The following is an 18,841-nucleotide window of genomic DNA, read 5'->3' as shown; positions in this document are numbered from 1 at the left end:
TGCTGTCGTTTTCTCAACAGTCGTCGCTGCCATTGCCATGACGACCGCAGCCTCCGCCGGCTGCTACAATTGCTACGCGCCGCCGCAGCCGTGCACGACCTGCTATCAGCAGCAATACGTCGCGCCGCAATACCGCGCCGTCGACGAGACCGTGATGGTGTCGCCAGGTGCGACGGTCGCGCATCGCACGCCGGCGCAGTACCGCACCGTGATGGTGCCGCAGACCGTGATGGTGGCGCCGCCGAGCGTCCAGTACGAGCAAATCCCGCCGCAATACGCCACGCGCCAGCGTGTCGAGATGGTCTCGCCGGGCTATTCCTATTACGCCCCGGTCGCGCCTCGCTGCGGCAATTGCGGCTACTGAGGCAACGCAACAACAACCGTTGCAACAAACAGACTTCGCGCGGTGCCCCCAAAAGGCGCCGCGTTTTCTTTTGCGGGCGAAGCCAAACGAGGCCCGGAAATAGAGGTGACTCCAACCGGGCCTCGCGACCGGCGACGCCCTGGGAGGTGTCACCAGTCCTGATCGAGGCTAGAGGACCAAACTGACGCGCACCTGACAGATCGTCCGATCAGCGTCATATCCAACTCACGCCCGGCTGCATTGCTACCGCAATCGGCGCGGTGTTATGCTCGTCGCAGAACGGGGAGTTTCTCGATGCACAAAATCGCCGTCGCCGTCTTGCTTGCCCTGATGGCCGCCCCCGCGCTGGCGGAGGAACATATGCTAGGGCCTGGCGAAGAGCCCAAGGCGAAGACGGCGACACAGAAGGCGGACGATGAGCGGGCTGCGCGCGCCTATCAACGCTCCCTCAACAATGTTCCGGACCAGAAGGCGGTCGATCCGTGGGGAACTGCCCGCGGCGATGATGCGTCGAAGAAGTCGGCCGCGCCGGCCAAGCCGGTTGTGAAGCAGTCATCCAAGGCCAAGAGCGGCAGCACCGCCAACAAGAGCGGCAGCACCGCCAATTAGCAAAGATGCGTGAAACGGCGGGCTCCCTTCGTCCGCACACGACGCGCAGTAGCCCGCGTGCGCTCCGACCTACCAGTAATCGACAATTTGATACCGGCCGGCGCCTTGTTTCGATGGCGGCATGCCTCGCCCTGTCCGCCATACGCCTACGCACGCCGATGGCAGGCCACTCTATTCACACCTGATGCCGAACATGCAGGTGGGGCAGCCGCAGCGGTTGACGACGCCATGCGAGCCGCCATAAAGAAGCGCACCGACGACGTTGGGTAGCAAAGCGGTAGCAGAGTCCTCGAATGGTCTCTGCGAAGCGGCGAAAAGCCTAGCAATTTCAAGTCTTGGAAGGGTGGCCGAGTGGTTTAAGGCACCGGTCTTGAAAACCGGCGTGCCCGCAAGGGTACCGTGGGTTCGAATCCCACCCCTTCCGCCACCATCTCATCTTCACTCATCTCTCCACGTCTTAGTGCTGCGCGCAAGCGGCTGGTTTTGCGTGACTTTCTGCCTTATCTGATCTAAATGTCTCCTCCGAACTCTACCCCAATCTACGGTTTTGACGTGGGGTAAGACGTGGGTTTTGGAGGACACTTTTATGGGCGCGCTCCACGTTTTGACGGCTCTTCAGGTCAAGAATGCTGGGCCGGGCGCGAAGCTTTCGGATGGCGGCGGATTACGTCTTGACGTTGATCCACGCGGGGGCCGCTCGTGGGTGTTTCGGTACAAATCCCCCATCAGCGGCAAAGAGCGCTACATGGGTTTGGGCGCGGCTCCGAACAGCAGCGCCGACGCGGCGCGCAAGAGCCTTGCGGAGGCGCGAGAGGCGGCTGACAGAGTTCGGAAATTGCTCCGGGAGGGCAAAGACCCCATCGAGCATAGGAACGAGCTGCGCACCGCAGCCAAGGTGGAAGCCGCAAAGGCTATCAGCTTCAAGGACTACGCCGAGCAGTACATTACCACGCACGAAGCCGGGTGGAAAAATCCCAAGCACCGCCAGCAGTGGCGCAACTCGCTTCGCGACTAGAGAAGATGACCATCGCCAATATATCGGACGATCTGGAGAGAGGCGTGCTGTCGGCTCTGCTCAAGCCCGGCGATCTCATCCTGGTGCAGGGACTGCACAGCTTCGCGAAGCAGAACTCGGTAGACAAGGGAGCGGGGCAGACGACGGATGGCATCAGGAGGGCAAACAACGTGAGCGTCGAGTTCACTTTCGACCGGTTCGAGGCCACATCATCTTCAGCCCACGGTCGCTGGGTATCTGGCAGCGTGGACGTGAGCAGCATTGTTCGGGTTGGCACGATCACGTCCGAAAGCGGCAAGCTGCGGATACAGGGGACCGTCCTCGCTATCGCGATGGGGTTCTCTGGATTCAAGACGCGCGAATATGCCACCTTCCCATACCGCACGGGCGTCTATCGAGTAGACGACCATTTCGGCGAAGACGATGACTCTTGGCTGGATGACGATGATGACGGCGAGGAGTGAGCCTCACTTCTCGATCAGGCTGATGGTGTAGTTGGTCTGCTCGATCGTATCGAACAGCTTCAGGTCGGATTTCTCCAGCAACTGCTTGAACAGGTCGTCCATGTCCTTGTAGGCCGTCATGATTGGCTCGTGGGTCAGCGCCTTCTGCCAGTCGGCTTTCAGGTTATCGATGATGTTCTGCTGGTCAGGCGTGGCGCTGGTCACGTTGTCGTAACGGATTTCGGCCGGTTTGCCGTGAGCGAGTGTGTCTCGCAGGTTCTTCATGGTCCGGAATGAACTCAGCGGCCGGGTCTCCCAGACAATCGGCATCTTGAAGGCGTTGAAAACCACGGCGACCTTGCTCTCGATTGGGTCGCGCTCGATATAACCCTTGACGCACTTCATGCCGAAGAAATTGATGTGGGCCTCGTTGGTGAACGCGATCGAGGTCGCGCAAGCCAGATAGTCGAAGGCTATGCCGGTTCTGTCGCCGGATTCGATCTTCTTCTCAATCTGGCGTTTGAACCAGTAAGCCGAATTCGCGAGATGGTTATGCAGGTAGACGTCAGCCTTGCCGGTTACCTTGGCCTTGAGATCCTTGTCCATTTCCCGCCCCCTTAGACCCCGCCAAGCCAACTTGGCCGTATTCTGCGCAAAGTCTAGCCTCCGGCTTAAATCCGGAGGCTGCGTGACAGGCATCGTAGCCACTTTCAAAGCGTTGTCACTGGACGAGATGATCTCCGCTTTGCTGGCGGCAGCCGACTACGCTAGGCACCTCCAATTGCAGGCCGAGAAAGGCAAAGCCCTAGGGTTCAACCGAGCGAGAGAAAGGCCCGTCGCATCCGCAGTCGTCTGGCTGAGGCCGAGATGGCCGATAGCGGCTCTCGTCTGTGGAAGCTCCCATCATGCTGGCTCCTGAGCACCCAAAGCGATAACACCTTCTCGCGCGCGGCTTGGTTGTTCGAGGCAAGCGCTTCGCCTAAAGCTCCGACCGTGCATTGTCTGCAGCGGACCTAGAAGGGCTTCGAATCAAGCCGGTTGACAGGACACCCCTTGTCTTATCCTAACGTCACCCTCCCGAGGGAGGGGGTGAGCTATTGGGCCCTGGTCCTCGCATCGGCGAGGATATCCACTCCTCCACATCAGAACGACGATCGTATTGAAGTCCCGATCGAATTCTTATGAGCGATGAGGTTCGCTTCGACAAGCTACGGTGCGAACCTACGTATCACCGACCGGCGATTACGGTCGTATGCGTTTCTCGATATCCGCCATCGTTGTGGCGAACGCTTCGCGCAGCTGCTCCGCGTGAGCTGCGCTCTCCGGTTCACTGAGATATGCAATCTTAATCAGCAGCCTGTTCAACAGATATGTGATCTGCAGATTTTCCGAGTGCCGGGAGCGCAGCGCCGTGATCTGCCGGCGCATCTCGGCAAGGTCGAGAGTCTCGTGTTTCGGTGACCTCTTCAAAACGACACTCGCGCGTGTGGCCAGCGAACGAAGCCAACGCGCCGAGTATGATGGCGCGAAGGCTTCGCCTGGGTGGACCCGGACGGGGCAATGTCCGGTGCGCAAAGCTAACGCTCCAATGCGCCGCCGCAATCACAGTCTCAAATTAAGATTGATGTCCGCGCTGCGGGTTAATTCTGGAACTGGTCAGGCTTGGTCTGCTCACGATGCTTCTGCTGGGTGATATTAATTCTGTTTCGCCGCGATGCTCGCAGGTTCATCCAAAGCAGCACCAAGCCTGCTATGATGAAGAAGACTGTCAGGAAGTTCAGCAAAAGCGGGATCATGAGAACCGATCTCGATTCTGATTCGCGGTCGATGCATGGCGCCTGTGGCCTGTTGAAAATCTGGCGTGTGTTGCAACCCGCGATATCCAGCGGCACCTTTTACGTTCATCATAGCCTTCATCCGGTCAGTAACCAGCGAGACCGGCGAGGCTCTGCGGGTTGCACAACCACGTATGAGCGCCGTAAGAATCGCTTTATGATCAGCTCAGCCAAACCTCTCGGGGGAAGCGGGGAATGGTCAGGCCCGGCGCGCCTCGCCGGACGCAGGTGTGCTGGGCCGCGATTGCTCATAAGTCGAACTCGCCGGTACATGCTGCCGCGCCTTTTTTCACTCGGGATCAAGGTACGGAACGGCGAAGTTTTCGCAGATCGAGGCAAAGGCCTTTTTTGCTTCAGCATTCTCAAAGCAAAAGCGCTTGCCCCTGTCAGCTTGCTCGATCCACCAGCCAATCTTGCTTTCCCGCGCAATAGTTGATGCTTCTGCGCGGAGTTGATCCAGTTGCCTGCCGTAGGCTCGTACAATCAAACAATTGGTTTCGGCCATGGAAATACCTCTGAAAGAACATCAAACAAAAATGCACAGGCCCCGTTGTTTCGCAAGGTTCTTCGTCGCGTGACTTAGGCGCTGCTCAACGGCTAGTCACGATGAGCGGGGAGGCGACGGACAAGCGACGGTCCTGACCGCTCCTCGGTTCATGCTGGCGGGCCTTGTCATTCAGGGAAAGGCCGCGCTGCATTATGTCGCGAGACTGAAGACTGACGGACAAGGGAAGTCTGCCCGCCAATGCCAGGCTGTCAGTAACCTGCACTCGCCATTCATTATCCTGCCACATCGGACCTTCTGGTTCTTCTTTGAGAATTTGGCGGCTCAATTCGATCACTGTTGCTTCTGCAGCGTCGATATCCGGTAGCTCCAGCCCGACGTCATCTAAGACAGAAATGCCCCCGTGGACATGAAAGAAGAATCGAGTCATCCAGGCGCTCCCTCCAAGAGCCGCGGCGAACGCACGCGTCTCAGTCCGCCAATGTGGGGACCAGATAAATAGACCCGCGGTGAAAGCTGGATGGCGAACCTTTTTTGAGCGAGATGAATGTCTCTTGCGGAGGTAGTTGGGTCAGAACGACAGCTGCCGAACTTCCCCTGGCCGCAGCACATCTGGTTTCACGCGTAAGCGGTGCTCCAAGAGCTTAATGACGCGGACATGGCGGACTACTTGCGCGACCGCGTCCGTCGCGTTGTCTGGCGGCACCGCTGCCACCCAGTACGACCTTCTTCCATCGGACGTAACGACCGCGGCGATGGGTAAGCGGACCATCATCAAAGAAATCCTTACTGAAAGTCCCAGCTGTAGGTTTTAGGATTTGGTGTTTCAAGCGGTGCGAGCAATTATGGTTAGTGCCGGTGACCCCGAGAATGACTCGGTCGCGCCAATCCGGTGCGTTGAGACAATCCTTTCCAGCCGCAGCCGAACGAAGCGCCCCGAATGTTCCGAACCAATCTCGCTTCCCTCGACGACCGCTGCGACGCCGTCCGCACGCTTGCTATAGCCCCTCTGAATCTTCTTGCGCCCGTGCAGGCAAAGCAGCGCAGATCGTCTCAATGCTTCGCGAGCACGCGGATGTGTCGCCAGCGAGTTGAGGGGCCAATCTGTCTGGACAAACTTGGGTCTGAGCACTGGATGCTATAGGTTCCCACTAAGTCCCTGGTCCCAAATGAGTCGGGGGATTTCCGTGGGTATCTTTTTACTCTCGCTTGCAGCCTGCGTTGTTGGGGGTCTTCTCTTAATAGCATTCCACCCATAGGGCCGACAGCGGACGCAACAGTTGCCTTGAAGCCTCAGCCCAGTGCGATGTTAAGGCTTTCGGCTGGATGTTTTTGACTGTGCGCAGTTGAGCGCGTTCAACTCCATGGCTGGAGACGAACGTGATCACTTGGCTGCTGGTCCTCCTCATGGCGGTTAGCGTTGCAATCCTGATCGCTCACGCGATTGATGCAATGCGTTCCTGAGGCTCCGCCTCAGAAGGAATAGATTTGCGCCTCGCTGTCGCCGTGAGGTTCGACAGCTTCTCTGCAAGTGTCCGATGCGGATTGGGAGTCCGATCGTGGGCGTTACACCGGACCTATCCACACCCCCGACGCCAGTAGTCCTACCAACGATAGCACGACGAAACACCTTGCCGCCGCGCCCAGGCAAAAGGTCGCTCCACGCCATTCATGAGCGGGAGGCGTGTCCCGATTGGACAGCATCGGCTCGCGGTCATTGCCCAGAGGCGGTCAACCCGTATATTTCCCAAGTGCCGGCGAAGCCGAACCGTTGGGCCGAACAGGAGGTCCAGCGCAGGGAGAGCGCAATGGGCGGCCGATCAGTTAGCGGACCTCGGCTTCCATCCGTATGTGTCGTGCGGAATTCCACCCGTGATGTCGAGGTCTTTGTCGTCTGAAATGCGCCAAGCCAACAAGCCGAAATAGGCGGTGAGCAGCAAACCTGTCACGATCAAAAGACCTATTGAAAGCCGACCCACTTACGTGCTCCGCAATTCAGCCGCAAGCAGCTGATGGCTTGTGTCAGATTCGAAAAATACAGACCGGCTGACCTAACGGCGCTTTTCCCCAGACAAGGCGGATCAGGACAAGGCAGCGCGGCCCGCCGCGGTAATCCTGTATTCGACCTCACCCGAGGGGAGTGGTCCGGCCTCGACGAATCCTGCGCCGGTGTATCCGCCTTGCTCCGGCTAGCGATTGGACAGATGCTGGTCTGCCGAGCATTCGGATGACCTGACGATCGTATGCTCCGCCGGAGTCTGATCGGCCGCATGGGGCGATATCACGGGATCGACGAACTCGCGCGCATGGAGCGCATCTGCCTGGAGCTGACGGAGGAGAGCAGGATGCCCGGCGGAACAGCGCGAGTTGGCCGCAAACTACGGTCGCGAGGCCGCGAAAAGGACTGTGGCTAGGACCGTAGATTGCGAGCGGCGCGTGCGGAAAAAGTGTGCAATATCAGCAAGGTTGACAAGACACCCCTTCCGCCATACGACCGGGGTATGTCGGTCGGGCTTTCCCGGGCAGGTGATCGGTGAATCAGACGTTCAATCCGGCCACGCTCGACAAGCTGAAGCTTCGCATTCAGGCATTGCGCGCCAAGACCATCGCCAACGGCTGCACGGAGGACGAGGCGCTGTCGGCTGCCGCCAAGGTTGCCGAGCTGTTGGATCGCCACGATTTGTCGCTCTCCGACATCGAGCTGCGCGCCTCGCCGTGCGAGCGGAGGGTCTACGAGACCCATCGCAAGAAGCGAATTCCTCTGGACGACTGCATCGGCGCGATCGCTCATTTCTGCGATTGTCGGGTCTGGCGCGAGAAGAACGCGGCCAGCGAGAACAGCTATGTGTTCTTCGGTCTCGGCGCGGATGTCGAGGTCGCGCATTATCTGGCCGAATTAATCGACGGCGCCGTGCGCGCCGAGCTTGGCCGCTTCAAGACCTCGATCGACTACGCCCGGTTCCGGCACCAGCAGCGGCATCTGGCCAATGCCTCCTTCGCGCTCGGGATGGTGGCGTCGATCGCGCACAGGCTGGTGGCGATCAAGGCTGGTCGCGATCAGGTCAACGAAGGCACCGGCCGCGGGCTGGTCGTCCTCAAGACCTCGGTGGTCGATGCAGAGTTCGACAAGCTCGACCTCAAGCTCCGGACCCAGCGCAGCAGCGGCCGGATGGTGTCGATGACGGCCTATGAAGCCGGCGGCGCCGCGGGAGCGTCGCTGGCTATCAACCCCGGCCTTGGCGGGGCGCAGTCAGGGACCGCATCCAAGGGAAGCTGATGGCATCGGGGAGGGGCGCGGCTTCAGCCGGAGCTGAGAGCATTAATCAGCTGCCCTCTGTCGTCACTGCTGCCAGTGCTAGTAAAGTGCAGCGTCACCGAAATTACGTAATCGAGTCTTCCGCAGTTACGCTGCGCGATGAGTTGTTATAGGGGCCTCCCTTGTGGATGATTGGTCTGCAGCGTTCCACGACAGCGGCTAACTCTGGTATCGAAACAAAAACCCGCGGCGGATTTCTCCCCGCGGGTTCGAACCTTCTTAGGAAGGCGCCTTACAAGCCCCCGTGCGGCTTGGCGGGCGGCCCGCTCTTACTTCCCGGCAAGCCCGCAATCTCTGCCGTGTCCTGATTCTTGATGGCCGGGTTCGCCTGGTCCTTCGCCGCAGTGGAACCAACTGTCATCCCTCGATGCACAGCGGGACCATTCTTGTTTCCAGCAAAGCCTGGAATCCCGGCGCCCGAGTTCTGCGCACTCGGAACCGAAACCGAGAGGTCCAGCCGGCCGGTTTGCGGCGCCGCCATCGCAGACGACGTTGCGAGCGCGATGACGATTGCGCTTGCTATGAGCTTCATGTCTGTCTCCAGTAGCTGCGCCCCACAACGGTCGAACGTCAGCCGCCAGCTGCGGTTTCTGCATTGACGGAATTTAAGATATCACACGTGCTGCGTGAATTGATCTATGGGGCGTTGGAACACGGCCATAGGCAGGGAGCGGCATGATGGCAGTTGAAGAGAGGGACCTCAATAACAGGGGGCACTAAGCTCGGGGCAAACTCGGCGTGTTGCAGAAGTCGCACGAGATCATCAAGTACGTTCTTATTACGCAGAAAGGACGGCACTGGCACCGGTCCGCCAACGTTTCGCGGCGCTGATGTTCGGCCCGACTTCGAGCGCGACAACAGCAGCTTGCATCAAGGCTATCGAAAGAGGAGGTGACCGAAGGATTTGAGCAGCCTTACTCCAACTCGATTGTGTCGACCCGGAAGCACGGCAAGCATCTGTAAGCATGTACTGCTGGCAGGTTTGCAATCTGTGGCAGTGTCGCAAGATAATCCATCGGCCGCCCGCACTTATTGCAGATGAGGATAGGTGGAATGTCCCTCGTTCGGCCGTCGGCCATTACCCAGCGCTCACGCTCACAGGCGTGGCAGCATAGTTTTGGACGATGCTGATCACAGCCCCGGTGAACTACTGAGGATTATCGGAATTTGGCAAAGGCCCCGCCAGCGCGAACCGGCCGCCCAGCCTTTACCGCCTCAGCCGTCGGCGGTGCGTCATCCAGCCGTTGCGGGGCGCCCTTCTGTACAATTGGTGCGGGGCTACGCCTCAGTCGTCCCAGAGGCGCTTGCCGCACGGGCATTCGAACATGTGAGTGATGTCTCCACTGTCAGAGTCCACCACCGTTCGTACAAGCTTCATTTTCTGGCCGCAGATTCGGCAGGGTTTGCTTGAGTTGTCCTCGACAACGCAAATCTTCTCGGCGCGAAATATTTCCATGAGTCTCGCCCCCATCCGAGGTGACCTAGTGGAGATTACAAACCTACTGAAGCGGGGAAATTGGAAGAAGTCGGTACGAAGCCGCGACGCATTTACGCCTGTACACGGACCAAATCAAGACGCGCCAGCTATCCTGACGACCTTTTTGGGTACCTCATTAGATGGGCCCAATAGTGGGACGGAGCGATGTTCATCCTCTTACAAGCTTGGGCTGATGTAGTCCCTGTGCAAAACGGTAGGTCGTTTGGCACCATCGAACAGAATGGTGATGCCGGTCGTCCGAGAGCTTGTGGCGACAACGATGCCAGCCTTGCCAGCCAATTCCGGGCAACGAATTGTTCCGAGGTCGCTGAGCTTGAAACGCGCGCCGACCGCAATCTCTGTTCTCAAATCCATGGTTGCGCCTCCAAAAAGAGACAGATCGCAATGAAATGGGATACCCCGAGTAGCAAACTTCTTCAGAAATACCGCTAATCATACGCGGCAATTGTTTCAGGACCGTTTCATCGTCCGAGATTTGCGTTGCGTGGGAGACGGGTTCGCCTGCGTTTCGCGGAGGACGCTCCGAACGTGGAAGAGTTGCCCTGGGCTCGGCTCATCTCGCGCCCGGCCTTGACGTACCCTCGTTGCCGCTTCCCGTGCCACGCATCGAAAGCAGTCTTGATCTCCGCGCCCCGGGCGACCAATTCTGCTCATGCTGGTATCAGCAGACGGACACGTGATTTTTGATTTCGGAATAATCGCATTTTGCCACTGTTTTGCCCGACGCGTCAAATGGTTTTTGCGGGAATGCCTGGCGTCGGCGCACAAGTCCTTGATCCAACAGGCATGGGCTACTGTGCATGGGGTTGTTTTCGATCTTTCGGCATGTCCGGCCGGCGCGCCACACGGAACTTTTTCCTCATCGTCGCGTTCTCTTGCCATGACAGAAGATCTTTCCTTCCGACGCAAACCGCTGACCCCTGAACAGCGCCAGGCGCGCGATGCGGCGCGCCGCGTCGAGGCCGAGAAGGCCATGCGCGACCACGAGGCCGCGCAGAAGGCGTTTTATGAGAATCGGGAACGGCTGAAGGCCGAGCGGCTGGCCCGAGAGGCGGCCGCGGCCAAGGTCTGACGGCCAACGGGACCGATCGGTCATGACCACGTTCGACAAGCGCGAGCAGGGCTTCGAGGCCAAATTCGCCCACGACGAGGAGCTCATGTTCAAGGCCGCAGCCCGGTCCAACAAGCTGCTCGGGCTCTGGGCCGCTGGTCAGCTCGGACTCAGCGCCGATGCGGCAGCAGCTTACGCGACGGCGCTTGTCACGGACAATCTGGCCAACCAGACGATGACCTTGAGCAAGGTATCGAGCGATCTCGCGGCGAAGGGGATTTCGCGCGAGCAGGTCGCGCAGAAGCTTCAGGAATGCCTGCACCAGGCGCTGGCGCAGGTCGCAGCCGCAGCGAGCAAAGCCGGCGATTGATCACTTCACTCGGCCTGCCTGCACTCGGCCTGCCTGAACGCGGTGGCGTCGCTGAACTTGTCGACGACGACGATGCCAGAGACTACGAAGGTTACGAGGATTAGCCGAAGGCCAGGGCGACGAGGCTCGAGCAGAGCAGGACCAGACCGCCTGCGGTCAGTGCCAGAAAGCCGTCGGACACGAGGTCATGTTTGCGCATGGGACACCTGCCGCTCTCGTCCTTGATGCTCGATCGGATTGATTAAGATTGTCCGAACCTACCGCCATGAAGAGGTGATGCAATGTCGCCCGCGCGTGCCGTCAGGCCCTCGTGCGGTAGCCTTCAAACGCGTGGGCCAAAAAGATCCCCGCGCTTACCAGACCCATCAGTGCCGAAACCGTCTCGATCATCGTTAAATTCCAATCCCGCCCCTGCAGCTGAGAAAACGCGGGCGGCCTTGCACAGTCAAAAGAATTCCAGTGAAGCCGGCGACAATGGGGGTGGAGTGAGCTTTTGGCGCAACAGCTTGTGCGGGTCTGGCACAAAGGAGGCGGTGCCGAAGCCCTCGCGCTCCGTAGATCAGCGGAGAATGCCAAACGTCCTGTTTACCATCCCGGCGCGAACACTGTGGGCTCCCCATTTCCGCCGTGTTCGGGTTGCGTTATCGTTACCGCCTCTGAGACGGTGGTGGGCCGCCTCGGAGCTTGAGGTCCGGAAGGCACTCCCTGCAGGCAAGCGGGTTGGGGCCGGCTCCGGCGAAATGGTATTTGGGGCGAATGGGAATCCGACGGTCAGATTCGGTGGTGCGGGCGGCGCGGAGCGTCGCGGCGGTCGCCACCTGCCTGGCGCTCGCCAATTGCGCCTCGTCCAACAAGTTCGCCAGCCGGGTCGATCCCAAATACGGCGTGTCCTCGAGCCCGCGAGTCGTGGCCTGGGGCGATCCCGTCCCCAAGGGCGGCGGCACCTATCGCGTCGGCAAGCCCTATATGGTTGCAGGCCGGACCTACGTGCCGGAGGAGGACGTCAACTATCGCGCCGAGGGCCTGGCGTCCTGGTACGGTGACGATTTCCATGGCCGCCAGACCGCTAATGGCGAAGTGTTCGACATGGGCTCGCTGACGGCGGCACATCCGACCCTGCCGATGCCGTCCTATGCGCGGGTCACCAACCTGTCGAACGGCAAGTCGCTGGTCGTCCGCGTCAATGACCGCGGGCCCTATCACGGCAACCGCCTCATCGACGTCTCGAACAAGGCCGCTGAACTGCTTGAATTCAAAGGCAATGGCGTTGCCAGGGTCCGCGTCGAATATGTCGGCCGGGCGCCGCTCGAAGGCTCCGACGACCGCCAGCTGATGGCGACCTTGCGCACCGGTGTTCCCGCGCCGTCGCCCTCGATGGTCCGGGTCGCCTCGGCGCGGCCGTTCGTGCCGGAGCTGTCGTCGAGCCGCGGCGCCATCCGGGGCGATGTCCCGATGCCGGAGGGGCGGCCGTATTCGCTCGGCAACACCTCGGCCGACGTCGCCTCGATCAATGCGACCTCGGAGATGTCGGCCTCGAGCCGCAGCCGGGGCCGCGCGTTCCAGAATGCTCGCCAGGTATCCTATGACGAGGACGGCCGCTATGCCGCCGGGAGCGCTGCGGCTTCCGGTGACGGCGCCGCCGAAGCCCGCAGCATCCTGACCGGCCGCGGCCTCTACTGATCCCGGAATACGAGGCGCCCCCTAGCGCGACGCCGCGTCGCGCAGGAAGCTCACGAGCGCGGCGTTGACCTCGTTCGGCCGCTCCTGCTGCACCCAATGGCCGGCGCCCTCGATGATCAGTTTGCGCGTCAGGTTAGGCAGCACGCGCTCCAGCTCGTTGACGCGCTTGGCGCCGATCAGGCCGGTGATGACGGCGTCCTGCGCACCTGCGATGAAAAGCGAGGGCTGCTGGATCTGCGCGTCCTGCCAGGGCGCGGTCAGCTCCCAATTGCGATCGAGGTTGCGATACCAGTTCAGCCCGCCGCGGAATCCCGACTTGCGGAAGGCTTCGGTGAAATAGGCGAGATCGGCCTCGCTCAGCCACGCCGGCAGCGGCTCCTCGGTGCTGGCTTGGCCGAGAAAGCCCTTGCCCTCCTGCACGAACATCGCCGCGTTCGGATCGGCAAGTCCACGCCCGCCGAGCACGATACGCATGGTGCGGGCGACGTCATGCTCGAACTCGGCCTCGGCGACGCCGGGCGCCTGAAAGTACTGCCAGTAGAAATTGGTGATGCCGCCCTGGCGCAGCAGCTCGAGCGGCCTGCCGCGTCCGCGGAATGGCGGCGGCACGCTCAGGCCGGCAACGGCCGTAAAGATATCGGGGCGGAACAGCGCCGCATGCCAGGCGACCGGCGCACCCCAGTCGTGGCCGACCACCATCGCCTTGGTCGCGCCGAGCGCCTGGACCAGGCCGACGACGTCGCCTACCAGGTCGAAGATCGAATAGGCGGTCACGTCAGGCGGCGCCGCACTCTGGCCGTAGCCGCGCATGTCCGGGGCCACGACATGAAAGCCTGCAGCCGCGAGCACCGGGATCTGGTGCCGCCAGGAATAGGATAGTTCCGGCCAGCCATGGCACAGCACCACCAGCGGCCCCTGGCCGGCCTCGCGGATGAAGAGATCGATCCCGTTGGCCTTGATCACGCGCGTGGTGGACATCGCTTTTCCGCCTTGTTTCAGGGGTTTGGTCGAGAAACATGAGATGTCACGATAGGGACGCGAGGAGAATCGTGCAATCTCGCAGGCAAGCACCGATCCTCATGTTGTTCGCACCGGTGCCAACTGTTAGAACGCCGCTCTCAGGGCTTCGCCATGGCATTTCGTCTCATCTCGCTCGGTCATACCGGATTGTCGGCCGGAGCACTGGCGCGCGGGCTGGTCGCGGCGGCGATTGCGGTGAGCCTCAGCTGGGGCGGGGTGCTCTACGCCGCCAACCAGAGCGTCCAGGGCGCCAAGAAAACCGAAGATGCAGGCTTTGACGGCGACGCCCCCACCGCGATCCTGATCGAGGCCTCCAGCGGCAGCGTGCTGTTCGAGAAGAACGCCGACGAGCTGCGCGCGCCCTCCAGCATGATGAAGCTCGTGACCGCGGAGGTCGTGTTCAACGCGATCAAGAAGGGCGACATCAAGCTGACCGACGAATACCGGATCAGCGAGAACGCCTGGCGCAAAGGCGGCGCGCCCTCCGGTGGCTCGACCATGTTTGCGGCCATCAACAGCAAGGTTTCGGTCGATGACCTCCTGCACGGCGCGATCATCCAGAGCGGCAACGATGCCTGCATCGCGCTCGCCGAAGGCATCGCCGGCAACGAGCGGATCTTTGCATCCGACTTCATGACCAAGCGCGCCCGCGAGCTCGGCATGGCCAAATCGACCTTCGCCAACTCCAATGGCTTGCCCGACCCCGGCAACAAGATGACGGTGCGCGAGCTCGGCATGCTCGCCCGCCACATCATCCTGGACTTCCCCGAGTTCTACAAACTGTTCGGCGAGAAGGAGTTCACCTGGAACAAGATCCGCCAGCCCAACCGCAATCCGCTGCTCAATTCGATGGAAGGCGCTGACGGCCTGAAGACTGGCTACACCAAGGAAGGCGGCTACGGCATGGTCGGCTCGGCCGTGCAGAACGGCACGCGACTGATCGTCGTCGTCAACGGGCTTGAGGATAGCGAGGATCGCGCCACCGAAGCCAAGAAGATGCTGGAATGGGGCTTTCGCAATTTCGAGACCCGCACGCTGATCGCGGCCGACCAGCCGGTCGGCTATGCCAAGGTGTTTGGCGGCGAGAGCCGTTCGGTGAAGCTCGTTGCGAAAGAGCCGGTGAAGGTGATGGTGCACAAGAGCGGCGGCGACAAGCTGATCGCGCGCATCATCTATAGCGGTCCGGTCCGCGCGCCGGTTCAGGAGGGGCAGCGGGTAGGCGTGGTCAGGGTCTGGCGCGGCGGCAATATCGCGGTGGAGACGCCGGTCTATGCGGCCGAGGCAATCGGCACCGGGTCGACCGTGCGGCGCGCGATCGACGGGGCCAGCGAGCTCGTGATCGGCATGTTCCGCGCAGGCGCCGAGAAGCTCTGATCATGAGTGAGAGCACGGGACAGCGGCCGTCCGGACGCGGACGCTTTATCACCTTTGAAGGAGGCGAGGGGACCGGCAAGTCGACGCAGATCAAGAAGCTCGCCGACCGGCTCAAAGCGGCCAAGTTGCGCACGCTCGTCACGCGCGAGCCGGGCGGCTCGCCCGGCGCCGAGATCATGCGCCATCTGGTGCTGTCGGGGATGGGCAAGCTGCTCGGGCCCGAAGCCGAGACGCTGCTGTTTGCCGCCGCACGCGACGACCATGTCCGCACATTGATCGAGCCCGCGCTCAAGCAGGGCATTTGGGTGCTGTGCGATCGTTTCGCAGACTCAACGCGGGCCTATCAGGGCAGCCTCGGCAGCGTGCCCGCCGGTTTGATCAACGCCATGCAGCGGGTCACGATCGGCGATCTCAAGCCGGACCTCACCTTCATCCTGGACCTGCCGGTCGAGATCGGCCTGGCACGCGCGGCGGCGCGGCGCGGCAGCGGCACGCCTGACAGGTTCGAGGGCGAGAAGCTCGCCTTCCACCAAGGCCTGCGCGAGGCCTATCGCAAGATCGCCGCGGATGATCCCGCACGCTGCGTGCTGATCGACGCCAATTCCGATCCTGATACGGTTGCCGAACGCGTCTGGACCGCGCTGCGCGACCGCCTCCTGCCGACGCCCGCATCGGTGATCTCGGCATGAGCCCGCGTCAGGTCGAGCGTGAATCCGCCATTCCGCATCCGCGCGAGACAAGCCTTCTGTTCGGCCATCGCGAGGCCGAGACCGCGCTGCTCACCGCCTACCGCAGCGGGCGTATTCCGCACGCCTGGCTGATCGGCGGGCCGCAGGGCATAGGCAAGGCGACGCTGGCCTATCGTATGGCGCGCTTCGTGCTCGCTCGCGGCCAGCCGCTGGCGCCCGCCGTGCAGGGCGCCGAGGATCTCGCGATCGATCCTGATGACGCGGTGGCGCGGCAAGTTGCGGCGAGCTCGCATGGCGGTCTCTTGACGCTGGAGCGCACCGCCAACGACCGTGGCGTGATGCGGACGGTCATCACCGTCGACGAGACGCGCGAGACCATCGCGTTCTTCGGCTCGACTGCGGCTGCGGAAGGTTGGCGTGTCTGCATTGTCGACACCGTTGACGAGCTCAATCCCAATGCGGCGAACGCGCTGCTGAAAATCCTCGAGGAACCACCCCAGCAATCGCTGTTCCTGCTGGTCAGCCACGCGCCCGCACGCGTGCTCGCCACGATCCAGTCGCGTTGCCGCAAGCTGCGCTTGCGCTCGCTCACGACCGACGAGGTGATTGCCGCAGCCGCGACGGCCGCCGACCTCGCTCCGACCGATCTCGCGTTGCGCGAGGCGGCGGAGGCCTCCGAAGGCAGCGTTGCACGGGCACTGACCCTCCTTGGCGGTGATGCGCTAAAACTCCAACAGCGGACGGCGGCACTGCTGGCACGTCTGCCGCAAGTGGATCCGCGCGAATTGCACACGCTCGGCGAATCCCTTGGCACCAGCGACCGCGTCGCGCTTGCGGCCTTCATCGACGGCATCGATCGCTGGATCGCCGAACGCCTCCATTCCGACGATGCCAATGCCAACCAGAACCTGCCGCGCCTTGCGCGCCTAGCTGAGGTATGGGAAAAGATCGTCCGCGCCGCGCGCGACACCGAAACCTACAATCTGGAGCGAAAGCCCTTGGTTTTCTCGGTGTTCGGCTGGCTCGCGGACGCAACGCGCTAGGCGCAGGTACGTTTCCAAATTCTGAGAAGCTGGTAAAGGAATTCGTGGTGGCAGCGCGAGCTAAGAAAATCGCCAAGGGCAAGAGCAGCAAGAAGAACGCTGCCAAGAAGGCCGCGAAGGCGCTCGCGCGCAAAGCGGCCAAGAAGGTCAAGACGACCAGGAAGGCTACCACCAAGAAGGGCACTGCGAAGACGGCCAAGAAGGCCGGCAAGAAAGCTGCGAAGAAGCAGGTCGTCGCCAAGAAAGCCGCGACAAAGAAAGCCGCGACAAAGAAGGCCGCCAAAAAACCCGCCAAGGCTCCGGCGAAGAAGGCGGCAAAGAGGGCGAGGGCGACCGCGCCCGCCGTGATCGCCGCGCCGACTCCAGTCGCCACCCCCCCGAAGGCCGTGAAGCCCAAAGCGACGAAACCAAAGGCGCCGCCTGCACCGAAGCCGGTGGCCGCCCCGAAGCCGGCAGCGCCGGTTGCCGCGCCCGCGCGTGACAACGTCTTCTACATCTCAACCGCGATCGCCTATCCGAACGGTAACCCGCATATCGGTCACGCCTATGAGGCGATCTCGGCCGACGTGCTGGCGCGCTTTGCGCGGCTCGACGGCAAGGACGTGTTCTTCCTGACCGGCACGGACGAGCACGGCCAGAAGATGGTTCAGACCGCGCAGAACGAGGGACTCACCCCGTCTGCGCTCGCAACCCGTAACGCCGACCGCTTCAGGGAGATGGACCAGCGCCTGAACGTGTCGTTCGACCGCTTCATCCGCACGACTGAAGAACAGCACCACCGCTCCAGCCAGGAGATCTGGCGGCGCATGGAAGCGAACGGCGACATTTATCTCGACAGCTATTCCGGCTGGTACTCGGTGCGCGATGAAGCCTATTACGCCGAGGACGAGACACGCCTGAACGACGACGGCATGCGCCTTGGCCCGCAAGGCACGCCGGTCGAATGGGTCGAGGAGGAGAGCTACTTCTTTCGTCTGTCGGCCTATCAGGACAAGCTGCTCAAGCTCTATGAGGAGCACCGGGAGTTCATCGGCCCGGACGCGCGCCGGAACGAGGTCGTCAGCTTCGTCAAGGGCGGCCTGCGGGATCTCTCGATCTCACGCACCACCTTCGACTGGGGCGTGAAAGTGCCCGGTGCCGAAGATCATGTGATGTATGTGTGGGTCGACGCGTTGACCAACTACATCACCGGTGTCGGCTTCCCCGACGAGAGCGACACGAACTGGCGCTACTGGCCGGCGGACGTGCATATCATTGGCAAGGACATCATCCGCTTCCACGCGGTGTACTGGCCGGCATTCCTGATGTCGGCTGGCATCTCGCTGCCGAAGCGGGTCTATGCCCATGGCTTCCTGTTCAGCAGGGGCGAGAAGATGTCGAAGTCGGTCGGCAATGTCGTCGATCCCTTCAACCTCGCCGACCAGTATGGCGTCGACCAGATGCGCTATTTTTTCCTGCGCGAGGTCTCTTACGGCCAGGACGGCAACTACAACCATGAAGCCATCGTCGCGCGCATCAATGCCGATCTCGCCAACGATCTCGGCAACCTTGCGCAACGCTCGCTGTCGATGATCGCCAAGCAATTCGGCGGCGTGCTGCCGGAGCCGGGCGAGTTCAGCGACAGCGACAAGGCGATTTTGGCGATGGCCGACGGCATGATCGCCGCGTCGCGTGAGGCGATGGCGACGCAGCAGATCCATCACTGGCTCAATGCCGTGTGGGCCGTGGTCGCCGAGGCCAACCGCTATTTCGCGGGCGAGGCGCCGTGGGCGCTGGCCAAGACCGATCCGGCGCGACAGAAGACGGTGCTCTACGTCACCGCCGAAGTCGTGCGCCAGATCGCGATCCTGGTCCAGCCGGCGATGCCGACCGCATCGGGCTTGCTGCTCGACAGCCTCGGCATCCCCGCGGACGAGCGCAATTTTGCGATGCTCGGCGGTGACAAGCGGATCGCTGCTGAATCGACGCTGCCGGCGCCGACGCCGGCGTTCCCGCGCTACATCGAGCCGGCGGCCTGAGGCGTTCGAAC

The 18,841-nt window shown here is 61.7% G+C and carries 19 protein-coding genes and 1 tRNA gene; 13 read left to right on the top strand and 7 right to left on the bottom strand.

From position 1 onward, the window contains the following. Nucleotides 1–37 precede the first annotated feature (37 nt). The 5 genes from FXB38_RS02825 (at nucleotide 38) to FXB38_RS02800 (ending at nucleotide 2,452) form a co-directional block, all read left to right on the top strand. A complete protein-coding gene (locus FXB38_RS02825; protein WP_148749255.1) occupies nucleotides 38–364 on the top strand; it encodes a hypothetical protein in 327 nt (108 codons plus the stop codon). Nucleotides 365–658: 294 nt separating this feature from the next. After that, a complete protein-coding gene (locus FXB38_RS02820; protein ID WP_148749254.1) occupies nucleotides 659–973 on the top strand; it encodes a hypothetical protein in 315 nt (104 codons plus the stop codon). Between the two features lie 337 nt (nucleotides 974–1,310). Then, nucleotides 1,311–1,400, top strand: a tRNA-Ser gene (locus FXB38_RS02810). Nucleotides 1,401–1,559: 159 nt separating this feature from the next. Then, nucleotides 1,560–1,988: an Arm DNA-binding domain-containing protein gene (locus FXB38_RS02805; RefSeq protein WP_148749253.1), complete on the top strand. Its 429-nt coding sequence runs from the start codon at nucleotides 1,560–1,562 to the stop codon at nucleotides 1,986–1,988. A gap of 5 nt (nucleotides 1,989–1,993) precedes the next feature. Continuing rightward, entirely contained in the window at nucleotides 1,994–2,452 is a 459-nt protein-coding gene (locus FXB38_RS02800; protein ID WP_148749252.1) for a hypothetical protein, read from the top strand. 3 nt (nucleotides 2,453–2,455) lie between these two features. Here FXB38_RS02800 and FXB38_RS02795 read toward each other — a convergent pair whose 3' ends face one another. The 4 genes from FXB38_RS02795 to FXB38_RS42530 all read right to left on the bottom strand — a co-directional run bounded on the left by FXB38_RS02795 (nucleotide 2,456) and on the right by FXB38_RS42530 (nucleotide 5,201). Next, on the bottom strand, nucleotides 2,456–3,037 hold the full coding sequence (locus FXB38_RS02795; RefSeq protein WP_148749251.1) for a hypothetical protein: 582 nt from the start codon (nucleotides 3,035–3,037) through the stop codon (nucleotides 2,456–2,458). Between the two features lie 1,089 nt (nucleotides 3,038–4,126). Beyond that, a complete protein-coding gene (locus FXB38_RS02785) occupies nucleotides 4,127–4,339 on the bottom strand; it encodes a hypothetical protein (protein ID WP_187434622.1) in 213 nt (70 codons plus the stop codon). Nucleotides 4,340–4,555: 216 nt separating this feature from the next. Then, complete coding sequence (locus FXB38_RS02780) at nucleotides 4,556–4,771, bottom strand: hypothetical protein (protein WP_148749248.1); 216 nt, start codon at nucleotides 4,769–4,771, stop codon at nucleotides 4,556–4,558. A gap of 85 nt (nucleotides 4,772–4,856) precedes the next feature. Beyond that, nucleotides 4,857–5,201: a DUF6894 family protein gene (locus FXB38_RS42530; RefSeq protein WP_187434621.1), complete on the bottom strand. Its 345-nt coding sequence runs from the start codon at nucleotides 5,199–5,201 to the stop codon at nucleotides 4,857–4,859. 2,103 nt (nucleotides 5,202–7,304) lie between these two features. On the opposite strand from FXB38_RS42530, the gene FXB38_RS02765 reads away from it, so the two are divergent. After that, nucleotides 7,305–8,048 carry a DUF7168 domain-containing protein gene (locus FXB38_RS02765; RefSeq protein WP_148749246.1) on the top strand — a complete coding sequence of 248 codons (744 nt, stop codon included), beginning with the start codon at nucleotides 7,305–7,307 and terminating at the stop codon, nucleotides 8,046–8,048. Between the two features lie 271 nt (nucleotides 8,049–8,319). Here FXB38_RS02765 and FXB38_RS02760 read toward each other — a convergent pair whose 3' ends face one another. After that, the gene (locus FXB38_RS02760; RefSeq protein ID WP_148749245.1) at nucleotides 8,320–8,619 is read right to left on the bottom strand and encodes a hypothetical protein; all 300 of its coding nucleotides are present in this window, start codon (nucleotides 8,617–8,619) and stop codon (nucleotides 8,320–8,322) included. Between the two features lie 1,122 nt (nucleotides 8,620–9,741). Further along, nucleotides 9,742–9,939: a hypothetical protein gene (locus tag FXB38_RS02755; protein ID WP_148749244.1), complete on the bottom strand. Its 198-nt coding sequence runs from the start codon at nucleotides 9,937–9,939 to the stop codon at nucleotides 9,742–9,744. Between the two features lie 526 nt (nucleotides 9,940–10,465). Here FXB38_RS02755 and FXB38_RS02750 point away from each other — a divergent pair. From FXB38_RS02750 to FXB38_RS02735, 3 genes are all read left to right on the top strand, one after another. After that, on the top strand, nucleotides 10,466–10,657 hold the full coding sequence (locus tag FXB38_RS02750) for a hypothetical protein (RefSeq protein WP_148749352.1): 192 nt from the start codon (nucleotides 10,466–10,468) through the stop codon (nucleotides 10,655–10,657). A gap of 22 nt (nucleotides 10,658–10,679) precedes the next feature. Then, nucleotides 10,680–11,006 carry a DUF1476 domain-containing protein gene (locus FXB38_RS02745; protein WP_148749243.1) on the top strand — a complete coding sequence of 109 codons (327 nt, stop codon included), beginning with the start codon at nucleotides 10,680–10,682 and terminating at the stop codon, nucleotides 11,004–11,006. 756 nt (nucleotides 11,007–11,762) lie between these two features. Beyond that, entirely contained in the window at nucleotides 11,763–12,686 is a 924-nt protein-coding gene (locus FXB38_RS02735; protein ID WP_148749242.1) for a septal ring lytic transglycosylase RlpA family protein, read from the top strand. 21 nt (nucleotides 12,687–12,707) lie between these two features. Here the strand turns inward: FXB38_RS02735 and FXB38_RS02730 are convergent, their stop codons facing one another. Further along, the gene (locus FXB38_RS02730) at nucleotides 12,708–13,664 is read right to left on the bottom strand and encodes an alpha/beta fold hydrolase (RefSeq protein ID WP_148749241.1); all 957 of its coding nucleotides are present in this window, start codon (nucleotides 13,662–13,664) and stop codon (nucleotides 12,708–12,710) included. Between the two features lie 153 nt (nucleotides 13,665–13,817). Here FXB38_RS02730 and FXB38_RS02725 point away from each other — a divergent pair, with 153 nt between their 5' ends. Genes FXB38_RS02725 through metG form a run of 4 tightly spaced genes read left to right on the top strand, consistent with a single transcriptional unit; the run spans nucleotide 13,818 to nucleotide 18,830 of the window. Further along, nucleotides 13,818–15,080, top strand: coding sequence for a D-alanyl-D-alanine carboxypeptidase family protein (locus FXB38_RS02725; protein ID WP_148749240.1), 1,263 nt, complete (start codon nucleotides 13,818–13,820; stop codon nucleotides 15,078–15,080). A 2-nt stretch (nucleotides 15,081–15,082) separates the two neighbouring features. Beyond that, nucleotides 15,083–15,769 (top strand): dTMP kinase, encoded by a 687-nt coding sequence (gene tmk / locus FXB38_RS02720; RefSeq protein WP_148749239.1) that lies wholly within the window; start codon nucleotides 15,083–15,085, stop codon nucleotides 15,767–15,769. Continuing rightward, nucleotides 15,766–16,812 carry a DNA polymerase III subunit delta' gene (locus tag FXB38_RS02715; RefSeq protein ID WP_148749238.1) on the top strand — a complete coding sequence of 349 codons (1,047 nt, stop codon included), beginning with the start codon at nucleotides 15,766–15,768 and terminating at the stop codon, nucleotides 16,810–16,812. The genes tmk and FXB38_RS02715 overlap by 4 nt, the downstream gene beginning before the upstream one ends. Nucleotides 16,813–16,859: 47 nt before the next feature. Next, nucleotides 16,860–18,830 (top strand): methionine--tRNA ligase, encoded by a 1,971-nt coding sequence (metG, locus tag FXB38_RS02710; RefSeq protein WP_148749237.1) that lies wholly within the window; start codon nucleotides 16,860–16,862, stop codon nucleotides 18,828–18,830. Nucleotides 18,831–18,841: the final 11 nt, after the last annotated feature.

It is taken from the genome of Bradyrhizobium cytisi, from assembly GCF_008123515.1.
Lineage (GTDB): Bacteria > Pseudomonadota > Alphaproteobacteria > Rhizobiales > Xanthobacteraceae > Bradyrhizobium > Bradyrhizobium cytisi.
This window is presented reverse-complemented; position numbering and strand designations above follow the sequence as displayed.

Coding starts and splice junctions, on each gene's coding strand:
- FXB38_RS02745 (WP_148749243.1), top strand. CDS start 10,680: ATGACCACGTTCGACAAGCGCGAGCAGGGCTTCGAGGCCAAATTCGCC.
- FXB38_RS02760 (WP_148749245.1), bottom strand. CDS start 8,619: ATGAAGCTCATAGCAAGCGCAATCGTCATCGCGCTCGCAACGTCGTCT.
- FXB38_RS02750 (WP_148749352.1), top strand. CDS start 10,466: ATGACAGAAGATCTTTCCTTCCGACGCAAACCGCTGACCCCTGAACAG.
- FXB38_RS02780 (WP_148749248.1), bottom strand. CDS start 4,771: ATGGCCGAAACCAATTGTTTGATTGTACGAGCCTACGGCAGGCAACTG.
- FXB38_RS02820 (WP_148749254.1), top strand. CDS start 659: ATGCACAAAATCGCCGTCGCCGTCTTGCTTGCCCTGATGGCCGCCCCC.
- FXB38_RS02715 (WP_148749238.1), top strand. CDS start 15,766: ATGAGCCCGCGTCAGGTCGAGCGTGAATCCGCCATTCCGCATCCGCGC.
- FXB38_RS02785 (WP_187434622.1), bottom strand. CDS start 4,339: ATGATGAACGTAAAAGGTGCCGCTGGATATCGCGGGTTGCAACACACG.
- FXB38_RS02800 (WP_148749252.1), top strand. CDS start 1,994: ATGACCATCGCCAATATATCGGACGATCTGGAGAGAGGCGTGCTGTCG.
- tmk (WP_148749239.1), top strand. CDS start 15,083: ATGAGTGAGAGCACGGGACAGCGGCCGTCCGGACGCGGACGCTTTATC.
- FXB38_RS42530 (WP_187434621.1), bottom strand. CDS start 5,201: ATGACTCGATTCTTCTTTCATGTCCACGGGGGCATTTCTGTCTTAGAT.
- FXB38_RS02795 (WP_148749251.1), bottom strand. CDS start 3,037: ATGGACAAGGATCTCAAGGCCAAGGTAACCGGCAAGGCTGACGTCTAC.
- FXB38_RS02735 (WP_148749242.1), top strand. CDS start 11,763: ATGGGAATCCGACGGTCAGATTCGGTGGTGCGGGCGGCGCGGAGCGTC.
- FXB38_RS02755 (WP_148749244.1), bottom strand. CDS start 9,939: ATGGATTTGAGAACAGAGATTGCGGTCGGCGCGCGTTTCAAGCTCAGC.
- FXB38_RS02730 (WP_148749241.1), bottom strand. CDS start 13,664: ATGTCCACCACGCGCGTGATCAAGGCCAACGGGATCGATCTCTTCATC.
- FXB38_RS02805 (WP_148749253.1), top strand. CDS start 1,560: ATGGGCGCGCTCCACGTTTTGACGGCTCTTCAGGTCAAGAATGCTGGG.
- FXB38_RS02725 (WP_148749240.1), top strand. CDS start 13,818: ATGGCATTTCGTCTCATCTCGCTCGGTCATACCGGATTGTCGGCCGGA.
- FXB38_RS02825 (WP_148749255.1), top strand. CDS start 38: ATGACGACCGCAGCCTCCGCCGGCTGCTACAATTGCTACGCGCCGCCG.